Source organism: Streptomyces beigongshangae, assembly GCF_019710745.1.
In the GTDB taxonomy this organism is placed as follows: domain Bacteria; phylum Actinomycetota; class Actinomycetes; order Streptomycetales; family Streptomycetaceae; genus Streptomyces; species Streptomyces beigongshangae.
The window spans coordinates 91,000-107,261 of the sequence record NZ_JAHKJW010000013.1 but is presented as its reverse complement, the minus strand read 5'-3'; the positions used below and the strand labels follow the sequence as shown (position 1 = coordinate 107,261).

Genomic DNA, 16,262 nt, shown 5'->3' with positions numbered 1-16,262 from the left:
CGGTGCCACGAAGCGCTGCAAGTTGTACGTATAACGTCGTCCGTCATACGTACCATGTGCGCAGTCCGCGAGTCCAGCAGAAAGACAGGTCACCCGTGGCAGCAGGCAGCACCCGCCCCACGAGCCGGGACGTCGCCCGTGCCGCCGGGGTGTCCCAGGCGGCCGTCTCCCTGGTGCTCGGCGACAAATGGCGCGGACGCGTCGCCGAGGCCACCGCGCAGCGCGTACGGGAGGCCGCGCGGGAACTCGGCTACCGCCCCAACCTCGCGGCCCGCAACCTCCGCCTGGGCAGCACCCGTACCGTCCTCCTGGTCGTCCCCGCCCTGACCACCGAGTTCTTCGCCGGGGTGTACACCGGCGCCGCCCGCGTCGCCGCCGACCACGGGTTCGGCGTCGTCCTCTACCCCTCCCCCGAGGGCATCGGGCCGGCCCGGGACCCCTTCGCCTCCGCACAGGCCGCCCTCGACGGCGTCATCGCCTCCTCCATGGCCGCCGAGGCCCTCACCGCGATCCGCGGCGACCAGCTGCCCCTGGTCATGCTCGACAGCGACCCGGCGGGCGGCACCGGCGCCACCACCGTCAACCTCGACATCCGCGACGGCGTCCGGCAGACCGCCCGGCACCTGCTGGCCCTCGGCCACCGCCGTTTCCTGCACCTCGCCGCCGACATCCCCTCCTGGACCTTCGAGGTGCGCGCCCGCGAACTGGCCCGGTGCCTGGCCGCGGTGCCGGGCACGGAACTGCGCACGGCCTCCGCCCCGCTCTCCATCGACGGCGCCCGCACCGCCGCGGAGACCGCCCTCTCCGCCCCCGGCCCCCGGCCCACCGCCCTGGTCTGCGACGACGACAAACTGGCCGCCGGCGCCTACAAGGCCGCCCGCCGGCTCGGTCTGCGCATCCCCGGCGACCTCTCCGTCACCGGCCTGGACGACCTGGCCCTCGCCACGGCCCTGGACCCGGAACTCACCACGGTCCGCCTCGACGCCGAACTCTTCGGGGAGCGGGGCATGCAGGCGCTCCTGGCGGTCCTGGAGTCCCGCGAACCGGCCCGCGAGGACATCCCGGTGACCCTCGTGGTCCGGGGCTCCACAGCCCCACCCAACGCCTTCTGAAGGGCACGGGGGCGTGCGGGACCCCTCAGGGGCGCGGGGAACCGTGCGACCGGCCCGCGCGGACCGGAACCCGACCCCGCGGCCGGAACCCGAACGCCGTGTGCCCCCGGCCGTCGACCGGCCGGGGGCACACAAGGGGCAAGACCTTCGAGGGGTCACTCCCCGTCTTCGGGGTCCTCGGGGTCCTCGGGGCTCTCGGCCTCCGCGGCGGTGGACGCCCCGCCCTCCGCCAGCAGCCGGTCGAGCTGCCGCCCCACGATCCGCTTGAACTTCCGCTGCTGCGGCCGCGTCCGGTCCAGCACCGCGACCTCCAGCCGCTCCGCGGGAATCTCCCGCTCGCTGCCGTTCGTGTCGCGGGACAGCGCCTGCACGGCCAGCTTCAGGGCGGCGGCCAGCGACATCCCGTCCTCGTGCCGCTGGTCGAGGTACGTACTGATCGTCTCGGCATTGCCGCCCACCGCGACCGACCCGTGCTCGTCCACGATCGAGCCGTCGTGCGGCAGCCGGTAGATCTGGTCGCCCTCGGGGGTCTCCCCCACCTCGGCGACCACCAGCTCCACCTCGTACGGCTTCTCCGCCGCGGACGAGAAGATCGTGCCCAGCGTCTGCGCGTAGACGTTGGCCAGACCACGGGCCGTCACATCGTCACGGTCGTAGGTGTAACCCCGCAGATCGGCATAGCGCACACCGCCGATCCGCAGATTCTCGTACTCGTTGTACTTACCGGCCGCGGCGAAACCGATCCGGTCGTAGATCTCACTGAACTTGTGCAGCGCACGGGACGGGTTCTCGCCGACGAACACGATGCCGTCGGCGAACTGCAGCACAACGAGGCTGCGACCACGGGCGATGCCCTTGCGGGCGTACTCCGCCCGGTCGGCCATGGCCTGCTGGGGTGATACGTAGAACGGCGTCGACACCGGCTATCCGTCCCTTTCTGTGGAAGTCACTGGATCACCTGGAAAAACACGGTCCGCCGTCAGAGCAGTTCGGCGCGCGGCCCGTCGGGCTGCTCCAGCCGCCGCTCCAGGATCGCGCGGGCGATGTCGGAGGACTCCTGGTCCGTGAGCCGGCGGAAGCCGTCCTCGGTGATCACGGTGACGATCGGGTAGATCCGGCGGGCGACATCGGGACCACCGGTCGCCGAGTCGTCGTCTGCCGCGTCGTACAGCGCCTGCACGACGAGCGTCGTGGCCTGCTCCTCCGTCAGGTCCTTGCGGTAGAGCTTCTTCATGGCGCCGCGGGCGAAGAGCGAACCGGAGCCCGTGGCCGCGTAACCGTGCTCCTCCGAGCGGCCGCCGGTCACGTCGTAGGAGAAGATGCGGCCCCGGTCGCGGTCGACGTCGAACCCGGCGAAGAGCGGGACCACCGCGAGACCCTGCATGGCCATGCCGAGGTTCGAACGGATCATCGTGGACAGGCGGTTGGCCTTGCCCTCCAGGGAGAGCGTGGTGCCCTCCACCTTCTCGAAGTGCTCCAGCTCCAGCTGGAACAGCTTCACCATCTCGACGGCCAGGCCCGCGGTGCCGGCGATACCGACGGCCGAGTACTCGTCCGCCGGGAACACCTTCTCGATGTCCCGCTGCGCGATGACGTTCCCCATGGTGGCCCTGCGGTCACCGGCGAGCACGACACCGCCGGCGAAGGTGACGGCGACGATGGTCGTGCCGTGCGGGGCCTCGATCACTCCCTGCGTGGGCGGCAGCTGCCGCTTGCCCGGGAGCATCTCCGGCTGGTGCTCGGACAGGAAGTCCATGAAGGACGACGACCCGGGCGTCAGGAAGGCAGCCGGTAGACGCCCGGTGCTACGAGTGTTGGCTTCCACGCGTTTCCTTCCAGGTAGTCGGCAGCTCGGTTCATCACGTCGGGGTCATCCCTCAACAGGCCGAGGCCGGAATTGCAGTTGAAGCACAGTACGCCACGGACCCTACCCGTCCCGTGGCGGTGATCCACCTGCGCGGCCGGAGCTTTCCGGCGGACCGGACGGAGCCCCGTCCGGGCGGCGGCCGCCCCGTCGCACTCGGCTCCGGCCGTGCCGCGGTGGCGTCCGGGACGACGTGCGCGCCCTTCGGCGGTCCGGTCCGCCGTGCGACGCGTCGGCAGCCCGCCGGATCCGGTCCTCCGCTAGCGGAGGCCGCGTGCGGCTCGTCCTCACCTCACCGCACGCCGCGCTTCATCACTTCCCCGCTCGCCAGGCTCAGCACCTTCGTAACCTTCGAATCGAAGGTTACTCGCCGCCCTTCTGGACGAATGAGCGCACGAAGTCCTCTGCGTTCTCTTCGAGTACGTCGTCGATCTCGTCCAGCACCGAGTCCACGTCGTCGCTCAGCTTCTCCTGGCGTTCCTTGAGGTCCTCGGATGCCTGCGCCTCGGGCGCCTCCTCGACCTCCTCGGTGCTGCGCGTCGCCTTCTGCTGTCCGCCGCCGGTGTCCTTGGTCGCCATAACCCTCACCCCGCTCGGTTCGACGTTCTTGATCAGACCCTAATCAGACCCTACAAGCAGGGTCCGACTTCGGCCCCGCAGTTCCTCCAACGTCCGGGAACCACTCCGATGATTCCCGGACGGCGGCTTTTCCACCCTGCCGGGACGGATCGGCTTCCCGGCCGCTTCAGTGCCCCGACAGGACCTTGACCAGGTCCTCCGCGGTGCGGCAGCGATCGAGGAGTGCTTTGACGTGATTACGCGTTCCGCGAAGCGGCTCCAGGGTTGGGACGCGCTGGAGCGAGTCCCGGCCCGGCAGGTCGAAGATCACGGAGTCCCAGGAGGCGGCCGCGACGTCGTCCGCGTACTGCTCCAGGCAGCGTCCGCGGAAGTAGGCGCGGGTGTCCTCGGGCGGCTTGGTCTCGGCCCGCTCCACGTCCGCCTCGTCGAGCAGCCGCTTGATCCTGCCGCGGGCGGCCAGGCGGTTGTAGAGGCCCTTGTCGGGGCGCACGTCGGCGTACTGGAGGTCGACCAGGTGCAGCCGGGCGGCGTCCCAGTCGAGGTCGTCGCGGCGCCGGTAGCCCTCCATGAGTTCCCGCTTGGCGACCCAGTCCAGTTCGCCGGCGAGGCTCATGGGGTTGGTCTCCAGGCGGCCGAGGACGTCCTCCCAGCGGGCCAGTACGTCCTTGGTCTGGTCGTCGGCGTCGGACCCGAACCGCTCCTCGACGTATTTGCGTGCCAGTTCGTAGTACTCCATCTGGAGCTGGACGGCGGTGAGCGTGCGGCCGCTGCGGAGGGTGACCAGGTGGGTGAGGGACGGGTCGTGCGAGACCTGGTGCAGGGTGCGGACGGGCTGGTCCACGGCGAGGTCGACCGCGATGAAGCCGTCCTCGATCATGGACAGGACGAGGGCGGTGGTGCCGAGCTTGAGGTAGGTCGAGATCTCGGAGAGGTTCGCGTCGCCGATGATGACGTGCAGGCGGCGGTACTTCTCGGCGTCGGCGTGCGGTTCGTCGCGGGTGTTGATGATGGGGCGCTTCAGGGTGGTCTCCAGGCCGACCTCGACCTCGAAGTAGTCCGCGCGCTGGCTGAGCTGGAAGCCGTGCTCGTGCCCGTCCTGCCCGATGCCGACGCGGCCCGCCCCGGTGACCACCTGGCGGGAGACGAAGAACGGGGTGAGGTGGCGCACGATGTCCGAGAAGGCGGTCTCCCGCTTCATCAGGTAGTTCTCGTGCGTGCCGTAGGAGGCGCCCTTGTTGTCGGTGTTGTTCTTGTAGAGGTGGATCGGCTGGGCGCCGGGGAGCTGGGCGGCCCGTTCGGCGGCTTCCGCCATGATGCGTTCGCCGGCCTTGTCCCACAGGACGGCGTCGAGCGGGTTGGTCACCTCGGGGGCGCTGTACTCGGGGTGCGCGTGGTCGACGTAGAGCCGTGCCCCGTTGGTGAGGATGACGTTGGCGAGACCGATGTCCTCGTCGGTGAGCTGACTGGAGTCGGCGGCCTCGCGGGCGAGGTCGAAGCCCCGCGCGTCCCGCAGCGGGTTCTCCTCCTCGAAGTCCCAGCGGGCCCGGCGGGCCCGGTGCATCGCCGCCGCGTAGGCGTTGACGATCTGGGACGAGGTGAGCATGGCATTGGCGTTGGGGTGGCCGGGGACGGAGATCCCGTATTCCGTCTCGATGCCCATTACTCGCCGTACGGTCATGCGGCCCTCCTTGCCCGGCGGCGTCCTCGGTCGGGGACGCCGCTCACGTACCGCTGGCGCTCCGGTGCGTGTGCGGTGCCCGTCCCCGCACTGCGCGACTCGGCGGTACCGAAGAGCCTAGAACGCCACCGCGCCGGTGGGGAGATCATTTGCGTCATTGCTCGGCTCCGGCCGTGTCCCGGAAAGCAGTCGGCTGCGGGTACCCGGTGAGGGCACCCGCAGCCGCCCTGTCTTTTACAGGTACTGACCGGTGTTCGCCACCGTGTCGATGGAGCGTCCGGTGTCCGCGCCCTGCTTTCCGGTGATGAGCGTACGGATGTAAACGATCCGCTCGCCCTTCTTTCCGGAGATGCGGGCCCAGTCGTCCGGGTTGGTGGTGTTGGGCAGGTCCTCGTTCTCCTTGAACTCGTCCACGCATGCCTGGAGCAGGTGGGAGACGCGCAGGCCCTTCTGGCTGTGTTCGAGGAAGTCCTTGATCGCCATCTTCTTGGCGCGGCCGACGATGTTCTCGATCATGGCGCCGGAGTTGAAGTCCTTGAAGTAGAGGACTTCCTTGTCGCCGTTGGCGTAGGTGACTTCGAGGAAGCGGTTCTCCTCGGACTCGGTGTACATGTGCTCGACGGCCGTCTGGATCATGCTCTGGACGGTGGTGCTCTTGCTGCCGCCGTGCTCGCCGACGTCGTCGGCGTGCAGCGGGAGGCGCTCGGTGAGGTACTTGGCGAAGATGTCCTTGGCCGCCTCGGCGTCCGGGCGCTCGATCTTGATCTTGACGTCGAGCCGGCCGGGCCGCAGGATCGCGGGGTCGATCATGTCCTCGCGGTTGGAGGCGCCGATCACCACCACGTTCTGCAGGCCCTCCACACCGTCGATCTCGGCGAGCAGCTGCGGGACGATGGTGTTCTCCACGTCCGAGCTGACGCCGGACCCGCGGGTGCGGAAGAGGGACTCCATCTCGTCGAAGAAGACGATGACGGGGGTGCCCTCGCTGGCCTTCTCCCGGGCCCGCTGGAAGACGAGGCGGATCTGGCGCTCCGTCTCGCCGACGTACTTGTTGAGGAGCTCGGGACCCTTGATGTTGAGGAAGAAGCTCTTGCCGGTGGCCTGCCCGGTCACCTCGGCGACCTTCTTGGCCAGCGAGTTGGCGACGGCCTTGGCGATGAGCGTCTTGCCGCATCCGGGGGGCCCGTACAGCAGCACACCCTTGGGCGGCCGCAGTTCGTGCTCCTTGAACAGGTCGGGGTAGAGGTACGGGAGCTCGACCGCGTCGCGGATCATCTCGATCTGGCCGCCCAGACCGCCGATCTGCTCGTAGCCGATGTCGGGGACCTCTTCGAGGACGAGCTCCTCGACCTCGCTCTTGGGGACCACCTCGTAGACGTAGCCCGAGCGGGGTTCCAGGAGCAGGGCGTCGCCGGGGCGGATGGTGATGTCCAGCAGCGGCTCGGCGAGCCGTACCACCCGCTCCTCGTCGGTGTGCCCGACCACGAGGGCGCGTTCGCCGTCCTCCAGGACCTCCTTCAGGGTGACGATGTCGCCGACGCTCTCGTACTCCATGGCCTCGACCACGTTGAGGGCCTCGTTGAGCATCATCTCCTGGCCGCGCCGGAGCTCTTCGAGCTCGACGCCGGGGCTGACGTTCACGCGGAGTTTGCGGCCTCCGGTGAAGATGTCGGCCGTGCCGTCCTCGTTGGCCGCGAGGAACACCCCGAAGCCGGCCGGCGGCTGCGCGAGCCGGTCGACCTCCTCCTTGAGGGCCACGATCTGGTCGCGGGCCTCTCTGAGGGTGTTCGCCAGCCGCTCGTTCTGCGCGGAGACGCCGGCCAGATTGGTCTGCAGCTCGACGATCCGCTCTTCGAGAATCCTCGTGTGCCGCGGAGAGTCGGCGAGCTTGCGTCGCAGGACGGCGATCTCCTGCTCAAGGTAGGCAATCTGCCCGGACGGGTCGTCGGACCCTCGTCCCGGGCGGATGCCGCGGTTCATGTCGTCGTCGTGGGCTGCCACGGTCCTCACCTCCTCCAAGGGGAGCTGGACGCTTCCAGACCCTACCTGGGTGGGTGTCGATTGAAACCCCTAGATCATAAAGACGGTCGGGGTGTGTCCGATCTTCACCCTTGCGCTCTCCCTCACGCCAGGGGAATACCCACCCAACATGATTGGGAAGCCGACAGAGGTAGGGTCGAAGTGTTCAACACCCGTCGGAGCTGGCCCGATTCCCCGCCTTCGGGCCGCTCGACGAAGGAAACGGCAGGAGATATGACCGTGCAGCAGGAGGCCGGAGCCGACACCGAGGCGCTGGAGGTCTGGATCGACCAGGACCTGTGTACCGGCGACGGAATCTGCGCGCAGTACGCGCCCGAGGTCTTCGAACTGGACATCGACGGCCTGGCCTACGTGAAGAGTCCCGCCGACGAGCTCCTGCAGACCCCGGGGGCGACAACGCCCGTGCCCCTGACACTTCTGCGGGATGTCGCCGACTCCGCGAAGGAGTGCCCGGGCGACTGCATCCACGTACGCCGTGTGTCGGACGGTGTCGAGGTCCACGGTCCCGACGCGGAGTGAGGGAGCGGACGCAGCTCCCCGGGACCCGCGGGCTTCCGGTCCCTCACATGCTCCGGGCGGCCGGTGGCGCCGAGCGCAGGAAGGCGCCGTCCTTCCACTGCCACTTGACGTCCTCGTCCACGTCGGGGCAGCAACTGGGCACGTCGGGCGAGGAGTAGCCGAGCAGGGTCGCGGTGACCGTCGCGTCGCGGAGCGTGAGGTCCTGGACGGAGAGCCGGTCCTCCGGGTCCACGAGGGTGGCGACGACGCGTGCCCCCGGGGCATTCCCATTCCCGGTCCCGGTCCCGGTGAGGACGTAGACGCCGCTCGGCGGGGTGCCCGAGCCCGCTTCGCAGCGGACCGCGGCGACCGTCTCGGGGAGGCCGTCGCCGTCGAGGTCGCCCGAGACCTTCCGCTGGACGAGGACCTTCGCGGGGCCGCAGTCGAGGGGGAACTCGGCGCGGGCCGGGTCGGGGGGCGCGGCGGTGACCGGGTCCTTCGCGGCCCGCGTGCCGTGCTGGGCGGCCGTGGCCGCGTCGGGTTGCAGGAAGGCGGAGGCCGCGACGACCGCGGCGAGCGCCGCCGCCGTGGCGACCCAGTGGATCGGGCGAGTGCGCGTGTGGGCCAGTTCCGGGACGGCGGAGTGCTGCACTAGGAAGTGTCTCCCGTGAGGGCTGTACCGGTGGGATGGCCAGCATGGTGCCACATGTCACAGCGCGGGGGAACGGCGGGGTGGGCGGTACCGGAGCGGCGTCGGAGGAGGAGTCGGGGAAGGTCGGGGCGGAGGTCAAGGGAGAAGCGGTGTGGCCGAGTTCCGGGGGGTGTCCGGGAACTCGGCCACGGTGGTGGCGCGTTGCGCGGGGGCGGGGCCGGGTCAGCGGCCGGCGGCGCCGCCCTCGGCGTTCGGGCCGGTGTAGTCCTCGCCGTAGGCGCCCTTGGAGGGACGGCGGCGGCGCATGGGCGGTTCGACGCCGTCCGCGAGGCGGCGGGCGGTGAGCAGGAAGCCGGTGTGGCCGATCATCCGGTGGTCGGGGCGGACGGCCAGGCCCTCGATGTGCCAGTTGCGGACCATCGACTCCCAGGCGGTCGGCTCGTTGAAGCAGCCGATCTCGCGGATGGACTCGACGGTCCGGGCGAGCTGGGTGGTGGTCGCCACGTAGCAGCAGACGATGCCGCCGGGGACGAGCGCCTTGGAGACGGCTTCGAGGCACTCCCAGGGGGCGAGCATGTCGAGGACGACACGGTCGACGTCGGTGTCCGACAGGTTGTCCTGGAGGTCGCCGACGGTGAGCTGCCAGGCGGGGTGGGGGCCGCCGAAGTAGCGTTCCACGTTGGCCCGGGCGATCTCGGCGAAGTCCTCGCGGCGCTCGTAGGAGTGCAGCATGCCCTGGTCGCCGATGGCGCGCAGCAGGAAGCTGCTGAGCGATCCGGAGCCCACACCCGCCTCCACGACGCGCGCGCCGGGGAAGATGTCCGCGAAGGACAGGATCTGCCCCGCGTCCTTGGGGTAGACCACGGCGGCGCCGCGGGGCATGGACAGGACGTAGTCGGGGAGCAGGGGGCGCAGCGCCAGATAGGCGACGTTCCCCGTGGTGCGGACAACGCTGCCCTCGGGCGCGCCGATCAGCTCGTCGTGCGGGAAGGAACCCTTGTGGGTGTGGAAGTTCTTCCCTGCTTCGAGCGTGAACGTGTAGTGGCGGCCCTTGGGGTCGGTCAGCTGTACCTGGTCCCCGACCTTGAAGGGCCCGCGTCGGCGGGCGGCACCGGTCGGTTCGGACATGCGGACCAGCCTACCGGCGATCGCGGAGGGCGCCGACCACGGCCCCGGTGTGCCCGGGGGCTCAGCTGGGGCGGGCCATCGCCTTGACGAACGCCTTCTCCACGTCCGCCGCCGAGAGGACGCCGTAGATCTCGCCGGAGTCCTCCACCACGAGGTACTCGGTCGCGGGGGTCGCGCGCAGGATCTCCAGGAGGTCCTCGCCGGCCAGTTCGGCGGAGACGCGCATGCCGTCCGTCAGGTCCTGGGCGAGGCCGCCGACGGCGACCCAGGGGCGGCGGTGTTCGGGGACGCCCACGATGGCGGCCTCGCGGACCAGGGACAGGGGTTCGCCCTCGGCGTCGACCACGACCAGGGCGCGCGCGCCGGCGGCGTTGGCACGGCGCAGCGCCTCGGAGAGCGGGGTGTCGCTCTCGACGGGGACGGCGCGCCGGGTGAGGGCGCGGGCCCGGAGCTCGGGCAGGTGCTCGCGCAGCCGGGCCATGCGCAGGCTGTTCCCGGCGCCGGTCCAGATGATCGCGGCGAGGATCGCGGCGAGCAGGGCGTCCATGACGGTGTCCATGCCGCCGATGTCGTCGGCGTCCGCGCCGAGCGCGCCGGAGTGCGTGAACAGGGGCAGTCCGACGAGGACCGAGATCGCGAGGGCGCGGCCGACCCAGGCGGCGGCGACGGTGCCGGTCATGGGTCTGCCGGTGATCTTCCAGACGACGGCCCGGAGCATGCGGCCACCGTCGAGGGGGAGGCCGGGGAGCAGGTTGAACGCGGCGACGATCAGGTTCGAGATCATCAGGCCGGCCAGCAGGACGCCGGGGACGGTGCCCGGTTCGACGGCCTGGAGGGCGACGTAGAAGAGGCCGCCGAGGACGAGGGAGAGCAGCGGGCCGACGAAGGCCAGGACGAACTCGCGCCCGGGCGTCTCGGACTCCTTCTCGATCTCGGAGACGCCTCCGAAGAACTGCAGCTGGATACGGCGCACGGGCAGCCCGAAGCGCAGGGCCGCGACCGTGTGCGCCAGTTCGTGGACGAGGACGGAGGCGTAGAAGGCGACCGCGAAGAAGAGCGAGACGAGGTAGCGGGCCATGCCCAGTTCGGGCAGGACCCGGTCGAGCTGGCCGCCGAAGACCCAGGTGATGAGGGCGGCGACGAGGAACCAGCTGGGGGCCACGTACACGGGTACGCCGAAGGGGCGTCCCATGAGGAGGCCGCCGCCGGGCTCCTTGGCTCGCCGGGGGGCCGGGCCCTTCCCGCTCTTTCCGCCCTTGTCGGGGTCGGGGATGGTGTGCGCATCGGAGCGGTGGGCGTCGTGCGCGTGCCGGGGGGCGTGGGGACCGCCGGTCCGCGGGTCCGCCGGGGCGTCGGTGGCGGACGGGTCCGTGTCGGGCGGCGGCGTCTGCCGGGCCCGGGCGGCCGGCGGGGGGTCCGCGGCGACCGGGCCCTTGCGGAAGCGGTCCGCCACCGGGTCCTGGGACGGTCCGGGCAGGGCCGGGTCCGGCTGCTGCGCCGGGGCGTCGGTGGCGGACGGGTCCTGGGCGGAGGGCGGCCGGGCCGTCGTGGCCGCCGGGTCGCCGGGCCGCGGCCGGCCCGTGCGGCGCTCGTCCGCCTCGTCCGTGCCGGAACGCGGCTGCCCGCTTCCGCCGCTCTCGTCCACGATGTCCCCTCGTCCGCCGCGTGTCCCGCTCGCGATCATGCCCCGCGAGCGGTCTTGTGGTCGATGGTATGCGTCCGTCGTGGTGTGTTCGGCCCCGGCACCCCATCCGTTTTCCGTACGGGCGTACGAGGCGTGGATCACCGTGTGCCGCTGTGTCAGTGGGGAGCCGTAAGGTCTGTCGTCATGGAAACCAGCACCGACGGCGCCGTACCGGCGGACGCCCCGGCCTCCTCGCCCGACACCGCCGACGCGGGGGCGCGGCACGCCACCGGCGGGCGCGGCACCGGGGCCGTGGCTCCTGCCTCCCTGTCGCCCTCCCGGGCCGGGGACTTCATGCAGTGTCCGCTGCTGTACCGGTTCCGGGTGATCGACAAGCTGCCCGAGAAGCCGAGCGAGGCGGCCACCCGCGGGACGCTGGTGCACGCGGTCCTGGAGCGGCTCTTCGACTCCCCGGCCGGCGAGCGGACGGCGCCGCGCGCCAAGTCGCTGATCCCGGGCCAGTGGGAGCGACTGCTGGCGGCGAAGCCGGAGCTGGCCGGGCTGTTCGCGGACTCCGACGAGCAGGACGCGGGCGAGAAGCTGGCACGCTGGCTCGGCGAGGCCGAGCGGCTGGTCGAGCGCTGGTTCACGCTGGAGGACCCGACCCGCCTCGAACCCGCCGAGCGCGAGCTCTTCGTGGAGGCGCAGCTCGACTCGGGCCTGAAACTGCGCGGCATCATCGACCGCGTCGACGTGGCGCCCACCGGTGAGGTGCGGATCGTCGACTACAAGACGGGAAAGGCCCCGCGTCCGGAGTACGCCGAGGGCGCCCTGTTCCAGATGAAGTTCTACGCCCTCGTGGTGTGGCGGCTCAAGCAGGTCGTCCCGCGCCGCCTCCAGCTCGTCTATCTGGGCAGCGGCGACGTGCTCACGTACGACCCGGTGCCGGCCGACCTGGAGCGGGTGGAGCGCAAGCTGCACTCGCTGTGGGAGGCGATCCGGCTCGCCACGGAGACCGGTGACTGGCGTCCGCGGCGCACCAAGCTCTGCGGCTGGTGCGACCACCGCTCCGTCTGCCCGGAGTTCGGCGGCACTCCCCCGCCGTATCCGCTGCCGGTCCTGCCGGCGCGGGCGTCCGGGACCGGCAGGGAGTCCGGGACCGGCGGGGAGTCCGGCGGCGCGTAGGCCCGGCGGGCCGCGGGTGCCCCGCGGGCGGGCCGGGCGACCGGCGCAGGGCAGAATGGGGGCGGACTAGCGAAGGAGAATCACGTGGCCATCCGCGTCCTACTGGTCGACGACCAGCCGCTGCTGCGCACCGGCTTCCGGATGATCCTGGAGGCCGAGCAGGACATCGCGGTCGTCGGCGAGGCCGGTGACGGTCTCCAGGCGCTCGACCAGGTGCGTGCCCTGCAGCCCGATGTGGTGCTGATGGACATCCGCATGCCGAGGATGGACGGGGTCGAGGCGACCCGGCAGATCACCGGTCCGGGCCGGGACGGTCCGGCGAAGGTGCTGGTCCTGACGACCTTCGACCTCGACGAGTACGTGGTGGAGGCCCTGCGCGCCGGTGCCAGCGGCTTCCTCCTGAAGGACGCGCCGGCCAACGAGCTGGTGCAGGCGATCCGGGTGGTCGCCGCGGGCGAGGCCATGCTGGCCCCCAGCATCACGCGCCGGCTGCTCGACAAGTACGCGGGCCATCTGCCGTCGGGCGACGAGCCGGTGCCCGACACCCTCCACACCCTCACCGAGCGCGAGGTGGAGGTGCTGAAGCTGGTGGCCCGTGGTCTGTCGAACGCGGAGATCGCCGCCGACCTGTTCGTCAGCGAGACCACGGTCAAGACCCATGTGGGGCACGTGCTCACCAAGCTGGGACTGCGGGACCGGGTGCAGGCCGCGGTGTACGCGTACGAGAGCGGGTTGGTGCGTCCCGGCGCGCAGTGACCGGGCCGGGGCCGCACGGCCCCGCATGCGTCCGTGCACGTCCGTGCGTCCGTACGCGTCCGCACGCGTCCGTGCGGAGGAGGGCCGCCCCGGCCGGAGGGGGCNTGCGTCCGTGCACGTCCGTGCGTCCGTACGCGTCCGCACGCGTCCGTGCGGAGGAGGGCCGCCCCGGCCGGAGGGGGCGGCCCTCCTCCGTGTGCGGGGCGGGCCGCGGCCGGTGAACGGCCAAAGGGCCGGTCCCGCCCTCTCGGGGCGGGACCGGCCCTCCGGTCCGTCGGCGGTGTGCCGGGCGTCAGTTGCTGCCCACTCCGCGGGCCAGCTCCCACAGCTGCAGCGTGGCCGAGGAGTTGACCGCGTACTCGGCGCCGGTGACGTCGTCCCGCACGGCGACGTACTGCTTGCCCTGCCACAGGGGCAGGAGCGGGACGTCGGAGGCGACGATGCTCTGGATCTTCTCCAGACTCTCCGCGGCGCTGAGCCGGTCGGCCTCACGACGCGACTTCGGGATCAGTTCCTCACGGATCTGCTTGTTCGCGTACGGCAGCGCGATGGTGTTGTTCTTGTCGAGGAACGGCGTGAGGAAGGTCTCCGCGTCCGGGAAGTCGGGGAACCAGCCCATGCCGTAGACCGCGAACTTGCCCTCGCGCTGCTTGGGGCGGTAGGTCTCCCACTTCTCGCCCTTGATGTCCACGTCGAAGAGGCCGGTGTCGTTGAGCTGCTTCTGCAGCGTCTCGAACTCGGTCTTGGTGGCGGAGCCGTAGTGGTCCGTCGTGTAGTTCATCGTGAACTTCACGGGCGTCGTGATGTTGGCCTCGGCGAGCAGCGTCTTGGCCGCGGCGACGTCCGGCTCGCCGTACTCGTTGAAGAACGAGTTGGCGTGACCGGTGACCGTGGCCGGGACCATCGAGTACAGGGGCTCGGCGCCGGAGCCGTACACCCTGGAGGTCAGCTCGCCGCGGTTGACGATGCGGGCGATCGCCTGCCGGACCGCCTTGTCCTTCAGCGACGGGTCCTCGGTGTCGAAACCGATGTAGCGGATCTCCAGACCCGGCTGCTCGATCACGTCGATGTCGCTGTCCTTGGCGTTCTGCAGCTTCTTGATCTGCTCGGGCGACATGGTGCGGGTCATCATGTCGATGTCGCCCTTGTCGAGCGCGGCGCCCATGGCGTCGGCGTCCTCGAAGGACCGCAGTTCGGCCTTCTCGTTCTTCACCTCGGAGATCCCCTGGTAGTGGGGGTTCTTGGTGAAGACGATGCTCGTGACGTCCTCGCCGTCGGCCTCGGCCTTGAGGGTGTACGGGCCGGAGCTGCTCACCTCCAGGCCGTTGCGCAGCTTGCCCTTGTCGTAGTCGGCGGGGTTGACGATGCCCGCGACCGGCGTGGAGAGCTTGAACGGGAAGGTGGCGTCGGCGGTGTTGAGGTGGAAGATCACCTCGCGGTCGCCCTTGGTCTCGACGGCGTCGACCGTCGACAGCAGCGCGTAGACCTCGGTGTCGGCCTTGATCCGCAGCGCGCGGTCGATGGAGAACTTCACGTCCTCGGCGGTGACCGGCGTGCCGTCCGAGAACTTGAGGTCCTTGCGCAGGGTGCAGGCGTAGCGCTCGTTGCCGGAGTCGGTGAAACCGCACTCCTCGGCGGCCTCCGGAACCGGGTCGCCGCCGCCGTTGGGCATGGCCATCAGGGTCTGGACCGTCTGGCGCAGGACGTTCCAGGCGCCGAGGTCGTACGCGTAGGCCGGATCGAACGGGGCCGGGGTCTCCTTCGAGGCGGCGAACACGTCGGTGGTACCGACGACGATCGCTTCGCCACTGTCGCCCCCGCTGTCGGAGCCGCCGCACGCGGCGAGGACAGAGGCGAGCAGACCGATCGCGGCCGGCAGCACCAAAGGCTTACGGTTCATGCTCGAGGTTCTCCAGGGCTGTAGATCCCGCTTCCCGGCAGGCCGGGGTGGTGCGTACGGGAAACGGGGGTCGCGTCGATGTTCTCGCGACGAGATTAGTCCGCGTCGGCGAGGCGCCCCGCAGGGACCGGTCATAAGGTCCCATCACGCTGCGGAACCGGGTGTGGACGCACTGAAAAACCGACAGCGGAAGGATTCGTACACGATCCCACGAAACGGGACACAAGGGCGCACCACCCATCATCGAAAACACCCATCCACCACCCCCGGAAACCCCCGCCGACCCCCTCTGGAGTGGTGAACGTCACACGCTCAACTATGTTAGCGCGCACCGGAATTCGATCGACCGAACAGGGCGCCGGTGGTGATCGAATTACTCCGGTGCGCCCCTCACGCGGTTTTCCGCATTCCTCCGCGCACCGTGCGTACCCGATTAGCGCTTTTCCGTCATCAGACCCTGGAGAAAAGACAGGTCGACCTGTTCCAGGGTGGTCACGACGGTCCGTCCGGCGGCCGGCTCGATCGGGGCCACCGAGGGCACGGCCACGACGTGGCAGCCCGCGGCCTCGGCGGACGCCACGCCCGTCGCGGTGTCCTCGATCACCGCGCATCCGGCCGGATCCGCGCCGAGCCGGGCGGCCGCGAGCAGGTACGGGTCGGGGAAGGGCTTGGTGCGTTCGACCTCGTCGCCCGCGACGGTCAGGTCGAAGTGGTGGGCGCCGATCGACTCCAGGACGCGGTCGATGATGCGGCGGTGGGAGGCGGAGACCAGTGCCGTGGGGACGCCGTGGGCGGCGAGTTCGGCCAGGAGTTCCGCGGCACCCGGCATCAGCGGGAGGTCACGGCCGAGCCGCTCCTCGAACCCGTCGTTCAGCAGCACCGTGAGCTCGGGGAGGCCGATGTCGGCGCCGGTGGCCTGGATGAGGAAACCGGCGCTGCGGGACATGGGGCCGCCGACCACGATGTGCCGCCAGGACTCGTCCAGTGTGTGGCCCAGCCGCGAGAACACCTCGACCTCGGCGTCCCACCAGAACCCCTCGGTGTCCACCAGGGTGCCGTCCATGTCGAGGAGCACGGCCTGCAGGGCGGAGCCCCGGGTCGTGCGGACACCTGGAGCGGGGACCGTACTGGTCATCGGCACACCTCCGTTGAGGGACGAGAAGGCCGGCCCCCGGGCGGGGACCGGCCTGCGCTGGACCGACCAGTGTACGTCGGCGTCCGCGGAAGTGTCCTTCGGAGGGCGGGT

15 protein-coding genes are annotated in these 16,262 nt (G+C 70.6%); 4 read left to right on the top strand and 11 right to left on the bottom strand.

Annotation, left to right across the window (positions count from 1 at the left end):
- The first annotated feature begins 95 nt into the window (after positions 1 to 95).
- Complete coding sequence (locus tag KM933_RS12770; RefSeq protein WP_221351419.1) at positions 96 to 1,112, top strand: LacI family DNA-binding transcriptional regulator; 1,017 nt, start codon at positions 96 to 98, stop codon at positions 1,110 to 1,112.
- 155 nt (positions 1,113 to 1,267) lie between these two features.
- Here the strand turns inward: KM933_RS12770 and prcA are convergent, their stop codons facing one another.
- The 6 genes from prcA to arc form a co-directional block, all read right to left on the bottom strand.
- Complete coding sequence (prcA, locus tag KM933_RS12765; protein WP_221351417.1) at positions 1,268 to 2,032, bottom strand: proteasome subunit alpha; 765 nt, start codon at positions 2,030 to 2,032, stop codon at positions 1,268 to 1,270.
- Between the two features lie 59 nt (positions 2,033 to 2,091).
- Positions 2,092 to 2,937: a proteasome subunit beta gene (prcB, locus tag KM933_RS12760; RefSeq protein ID WP_221351415.1), complete on the bottom strand. Its 846-nt coding sequence runs from the start codon at positions 2,935 to 2,937 to the stop codon at positions 2,092 to 2,094.
- The gene (locus KM933_RS12755) at positions 2,889 to 3,215 is read right to left on the bottom strand and encodes an endonuclease domain-containing protein (protein WP_308013365.1); all 327 of its coding nucleotides are present in this window, start codon (positions 3,213 to 3,215) and stop codon (positions 2,889 to 2,891) included. Before KM933_RS12755 ends, prcB begins: the two co-directional genes overlap by 49 nt.
- Before the next feature lie 124 nt (positions 3,216 to 3,339).
- A complete protein-coding gene (locus KM933_RS12750; RefSeq protein ID WP_123544333.1) occupies positions 3,340 to 3,555 on the bottom strand; it encodes a ubiquitin-like protein Pup in 216 nt (71 codons plus the stop codon).
- Positions 3,556 to 3,721: 166 nt separating this feature from the next.
- A complete protein-coding gene (gene dop / locus KM933_RS12745) occupies positions 3,722 to 5,233 on the bottom strand; it encodes a depupylase/deamidase Dop (protein WP_221351413.1) in 1,512 nt (503 codons plus the stop codon).
- A 234-nt stretch (positions 5,234 to 5,467) separates the two neighbouring features.
- Positions 5,468 to 7,234 (bottom strand): proteasome ATPase, encoded by a 1,767-nt coding sequence (gene arc, locus KM933_RS12740; protein WP_221351411.1) that lies wholly within the window; start codon positions 7,232 to 7,234, stop codon positions 5,468 to 5,470.
- 252 nt (positions 7,235 to 7,486) lie between these two features.
- On the opposite strand from arc, the gene KM933_RS12735 reads away from it, so the two are divergent.
- Complete coding sequence (locus KM933_RS12735) at positions 7,487 to 7,792, top strand: ferredoxin (RefSeq protein ID WP_221351410.1); 306 nt, start codon at positions 7,487 to 7,489, stop codon at positions 7,790 to 7,792.
- Between the two features lie 43 nt (positions 7,793 to 7,835).
- On the opposite strand, the gene KM933_RS12730 is transcribed toward KM933_RS12735, so the two are convergent.
- The 3 genes from KM933_RS12730 to KM933_RS12720 form a co-directional block, all read right to left on the bottom strand.
- The gene (locus KM933_RS12730) at positions 7,836 to 8,423 is read right to left on the bottom strand and encodes a hypothetical protein (RefSeq protein ID WP_221351408.1); all 588 of its coding nucleotides are present in this window, start codon (positions 8,421 to 8,423) and stop codon (positions 7,836 to 7,838) included.
- Between the two features lie 222 nt (positions 8,424 to 8,645).
- Positions 8,646 to 9,551 (bottom strand): tRNA (adenine-N1)-methyltransferase, encoded by a 906-nt coding sequence (locus tag KM933_RS12725; RefSeq protein ID WP_221351406.1) that lies wholly within the window; start codon positions 9,549 to 9,551, stop codon positions 8,646 to 8,648.
- A gap of 61 nt (positions 9,552 to 9,612) precedes the next feature.
- Positions 9,613 to 11,196 (bottom strand): site-2 protease family protein, encoded by a 1,584-nt coding sequence (locus tag KM933_RS12720; protein ID WP_221351404.1) that lies wholly within the window; start codon positions 11,194 to 11,196, stop codon positions 9,613 to 9,615.
- Positions 11,197 to 11,379: 183 nt separating this feature from the next.
- On the opposite strand from KM933_RS12720, the gene KM933_RS12715 reads away from it, so the two are divergent.
- Both KM933_RS12715 and KM933_RS12710 read left to right on the top strand, forming a co-directional pair.
- A complete protein-coding gene (locus KM933_RS12715; RefSeq protein ID WP_221351402.1) occupies positions 11,380 to 12,360 on the top strand; it encodes a RecB family exonuclease in 981 nt (326 codons plus the stop codon).
- Positions 12,361 to 12,444: 84 nt separating this feature from the next.
- Positions 12,445 to 13,116 carry a response regulator gene (locus KM933_RS12710; RefSeq protein ID WP_016639462.1) on the top strand — a complete coding sequence of 224 codons (672 nt, stop codon included), beginning with the start codon at positions 12,445 to 12,447 and terminating at the stop codon, positions 13,114 to 13,116.
- Positions 13,117 to 13,408: 292 nt separating this feature from the next.
- Here KM933_RS12710 and KM933_RS12705 read toward each other — a convergent pair whose 3' ends face one another.
- Both KM933_RS12705 and KM933_RS12700 read right to left on the bottom strand, forming a co-directional pair.
- A complete protein-coding gene (locus tag KM933_RS12705; protein WP_221351400.1) occupies positions 13,409 to 15,016 on the bottom strand; it encodes an ABC transporter substrate-binding protein in 1,608 nt (535 codons plus the stop codon).
- Between the two features lie 433 nt (positions 15,017 to 15,449).
- The gene (locus KM933_RS12700; protein ID WP_221351398.1) at positions 15,450 to 16,151 is read right to left on the bottom strand and encodes an HAD family hydrolase; all 702 of its coding nucleotides are present in this window, start codon (positions 16,149 to 16,151) and stop codon (positions 15,450 to 15,452) included.
- Positions 16,152 to 16,262: the final 111 nt, after the last annotated feature.

What these genes read in the sequence shown, in the direction of transcription:
- KM933_RS12725 (WP_221351406.1), bottom strand. Translation starts at nt 9,551, where the DNA reads ATGTCCGAACCGACCGGTGCCGCCCGCCGACGCGGGCCCTTCAAGGTC.
- KM933_RS12735 (WP_221351410.1), top strand. Translation starts at nt 7,487, where the DNA reads ATGACCGTGCAGCAGGAGGCCGGAGCCGACACCGAGGCGCTGGAGGTC.
- KM933_RS12715 (WP_221351402.1), top strand. Translation starts at nt 11,380, where the DNA reads ATGGAAACCAGCACCGACGGCGCCGTACCGGCGGACGCCCCGGCCTCC.
- KM933_RS12750 (WP_123544333.1), bottom strand. Translation starts at nt 3,555, where the DNA reads ATGGCGACCAAGGACACCGGCGGCGGACAGCAGAAGGCGACGCGCAGC.
- dop (WP_221351413.1), bottom strand. Translation starts at nt 5,233, where the DNA reads ATGACCGTACGGCGAGTAATGGGCATCGAGACGGAATACGGGATCTCC.
- KM933_RS12700 (WP_221351398.1), bottom strand. Translation starts at nt 16,151, where the DNA reads ATGACCAGTACGGTCCCCGCTCCAGGTGTCCGCACGACCCGGGGCTCC.
- KM933_RS12705 (WP_221351400.1), bottom strand. Translation starts at nt 15,016, where the DNA reads ATGAACCGTAAGCCTTTGGTGCTGCCGGCCGCGATCGGTCTGCTCGCC.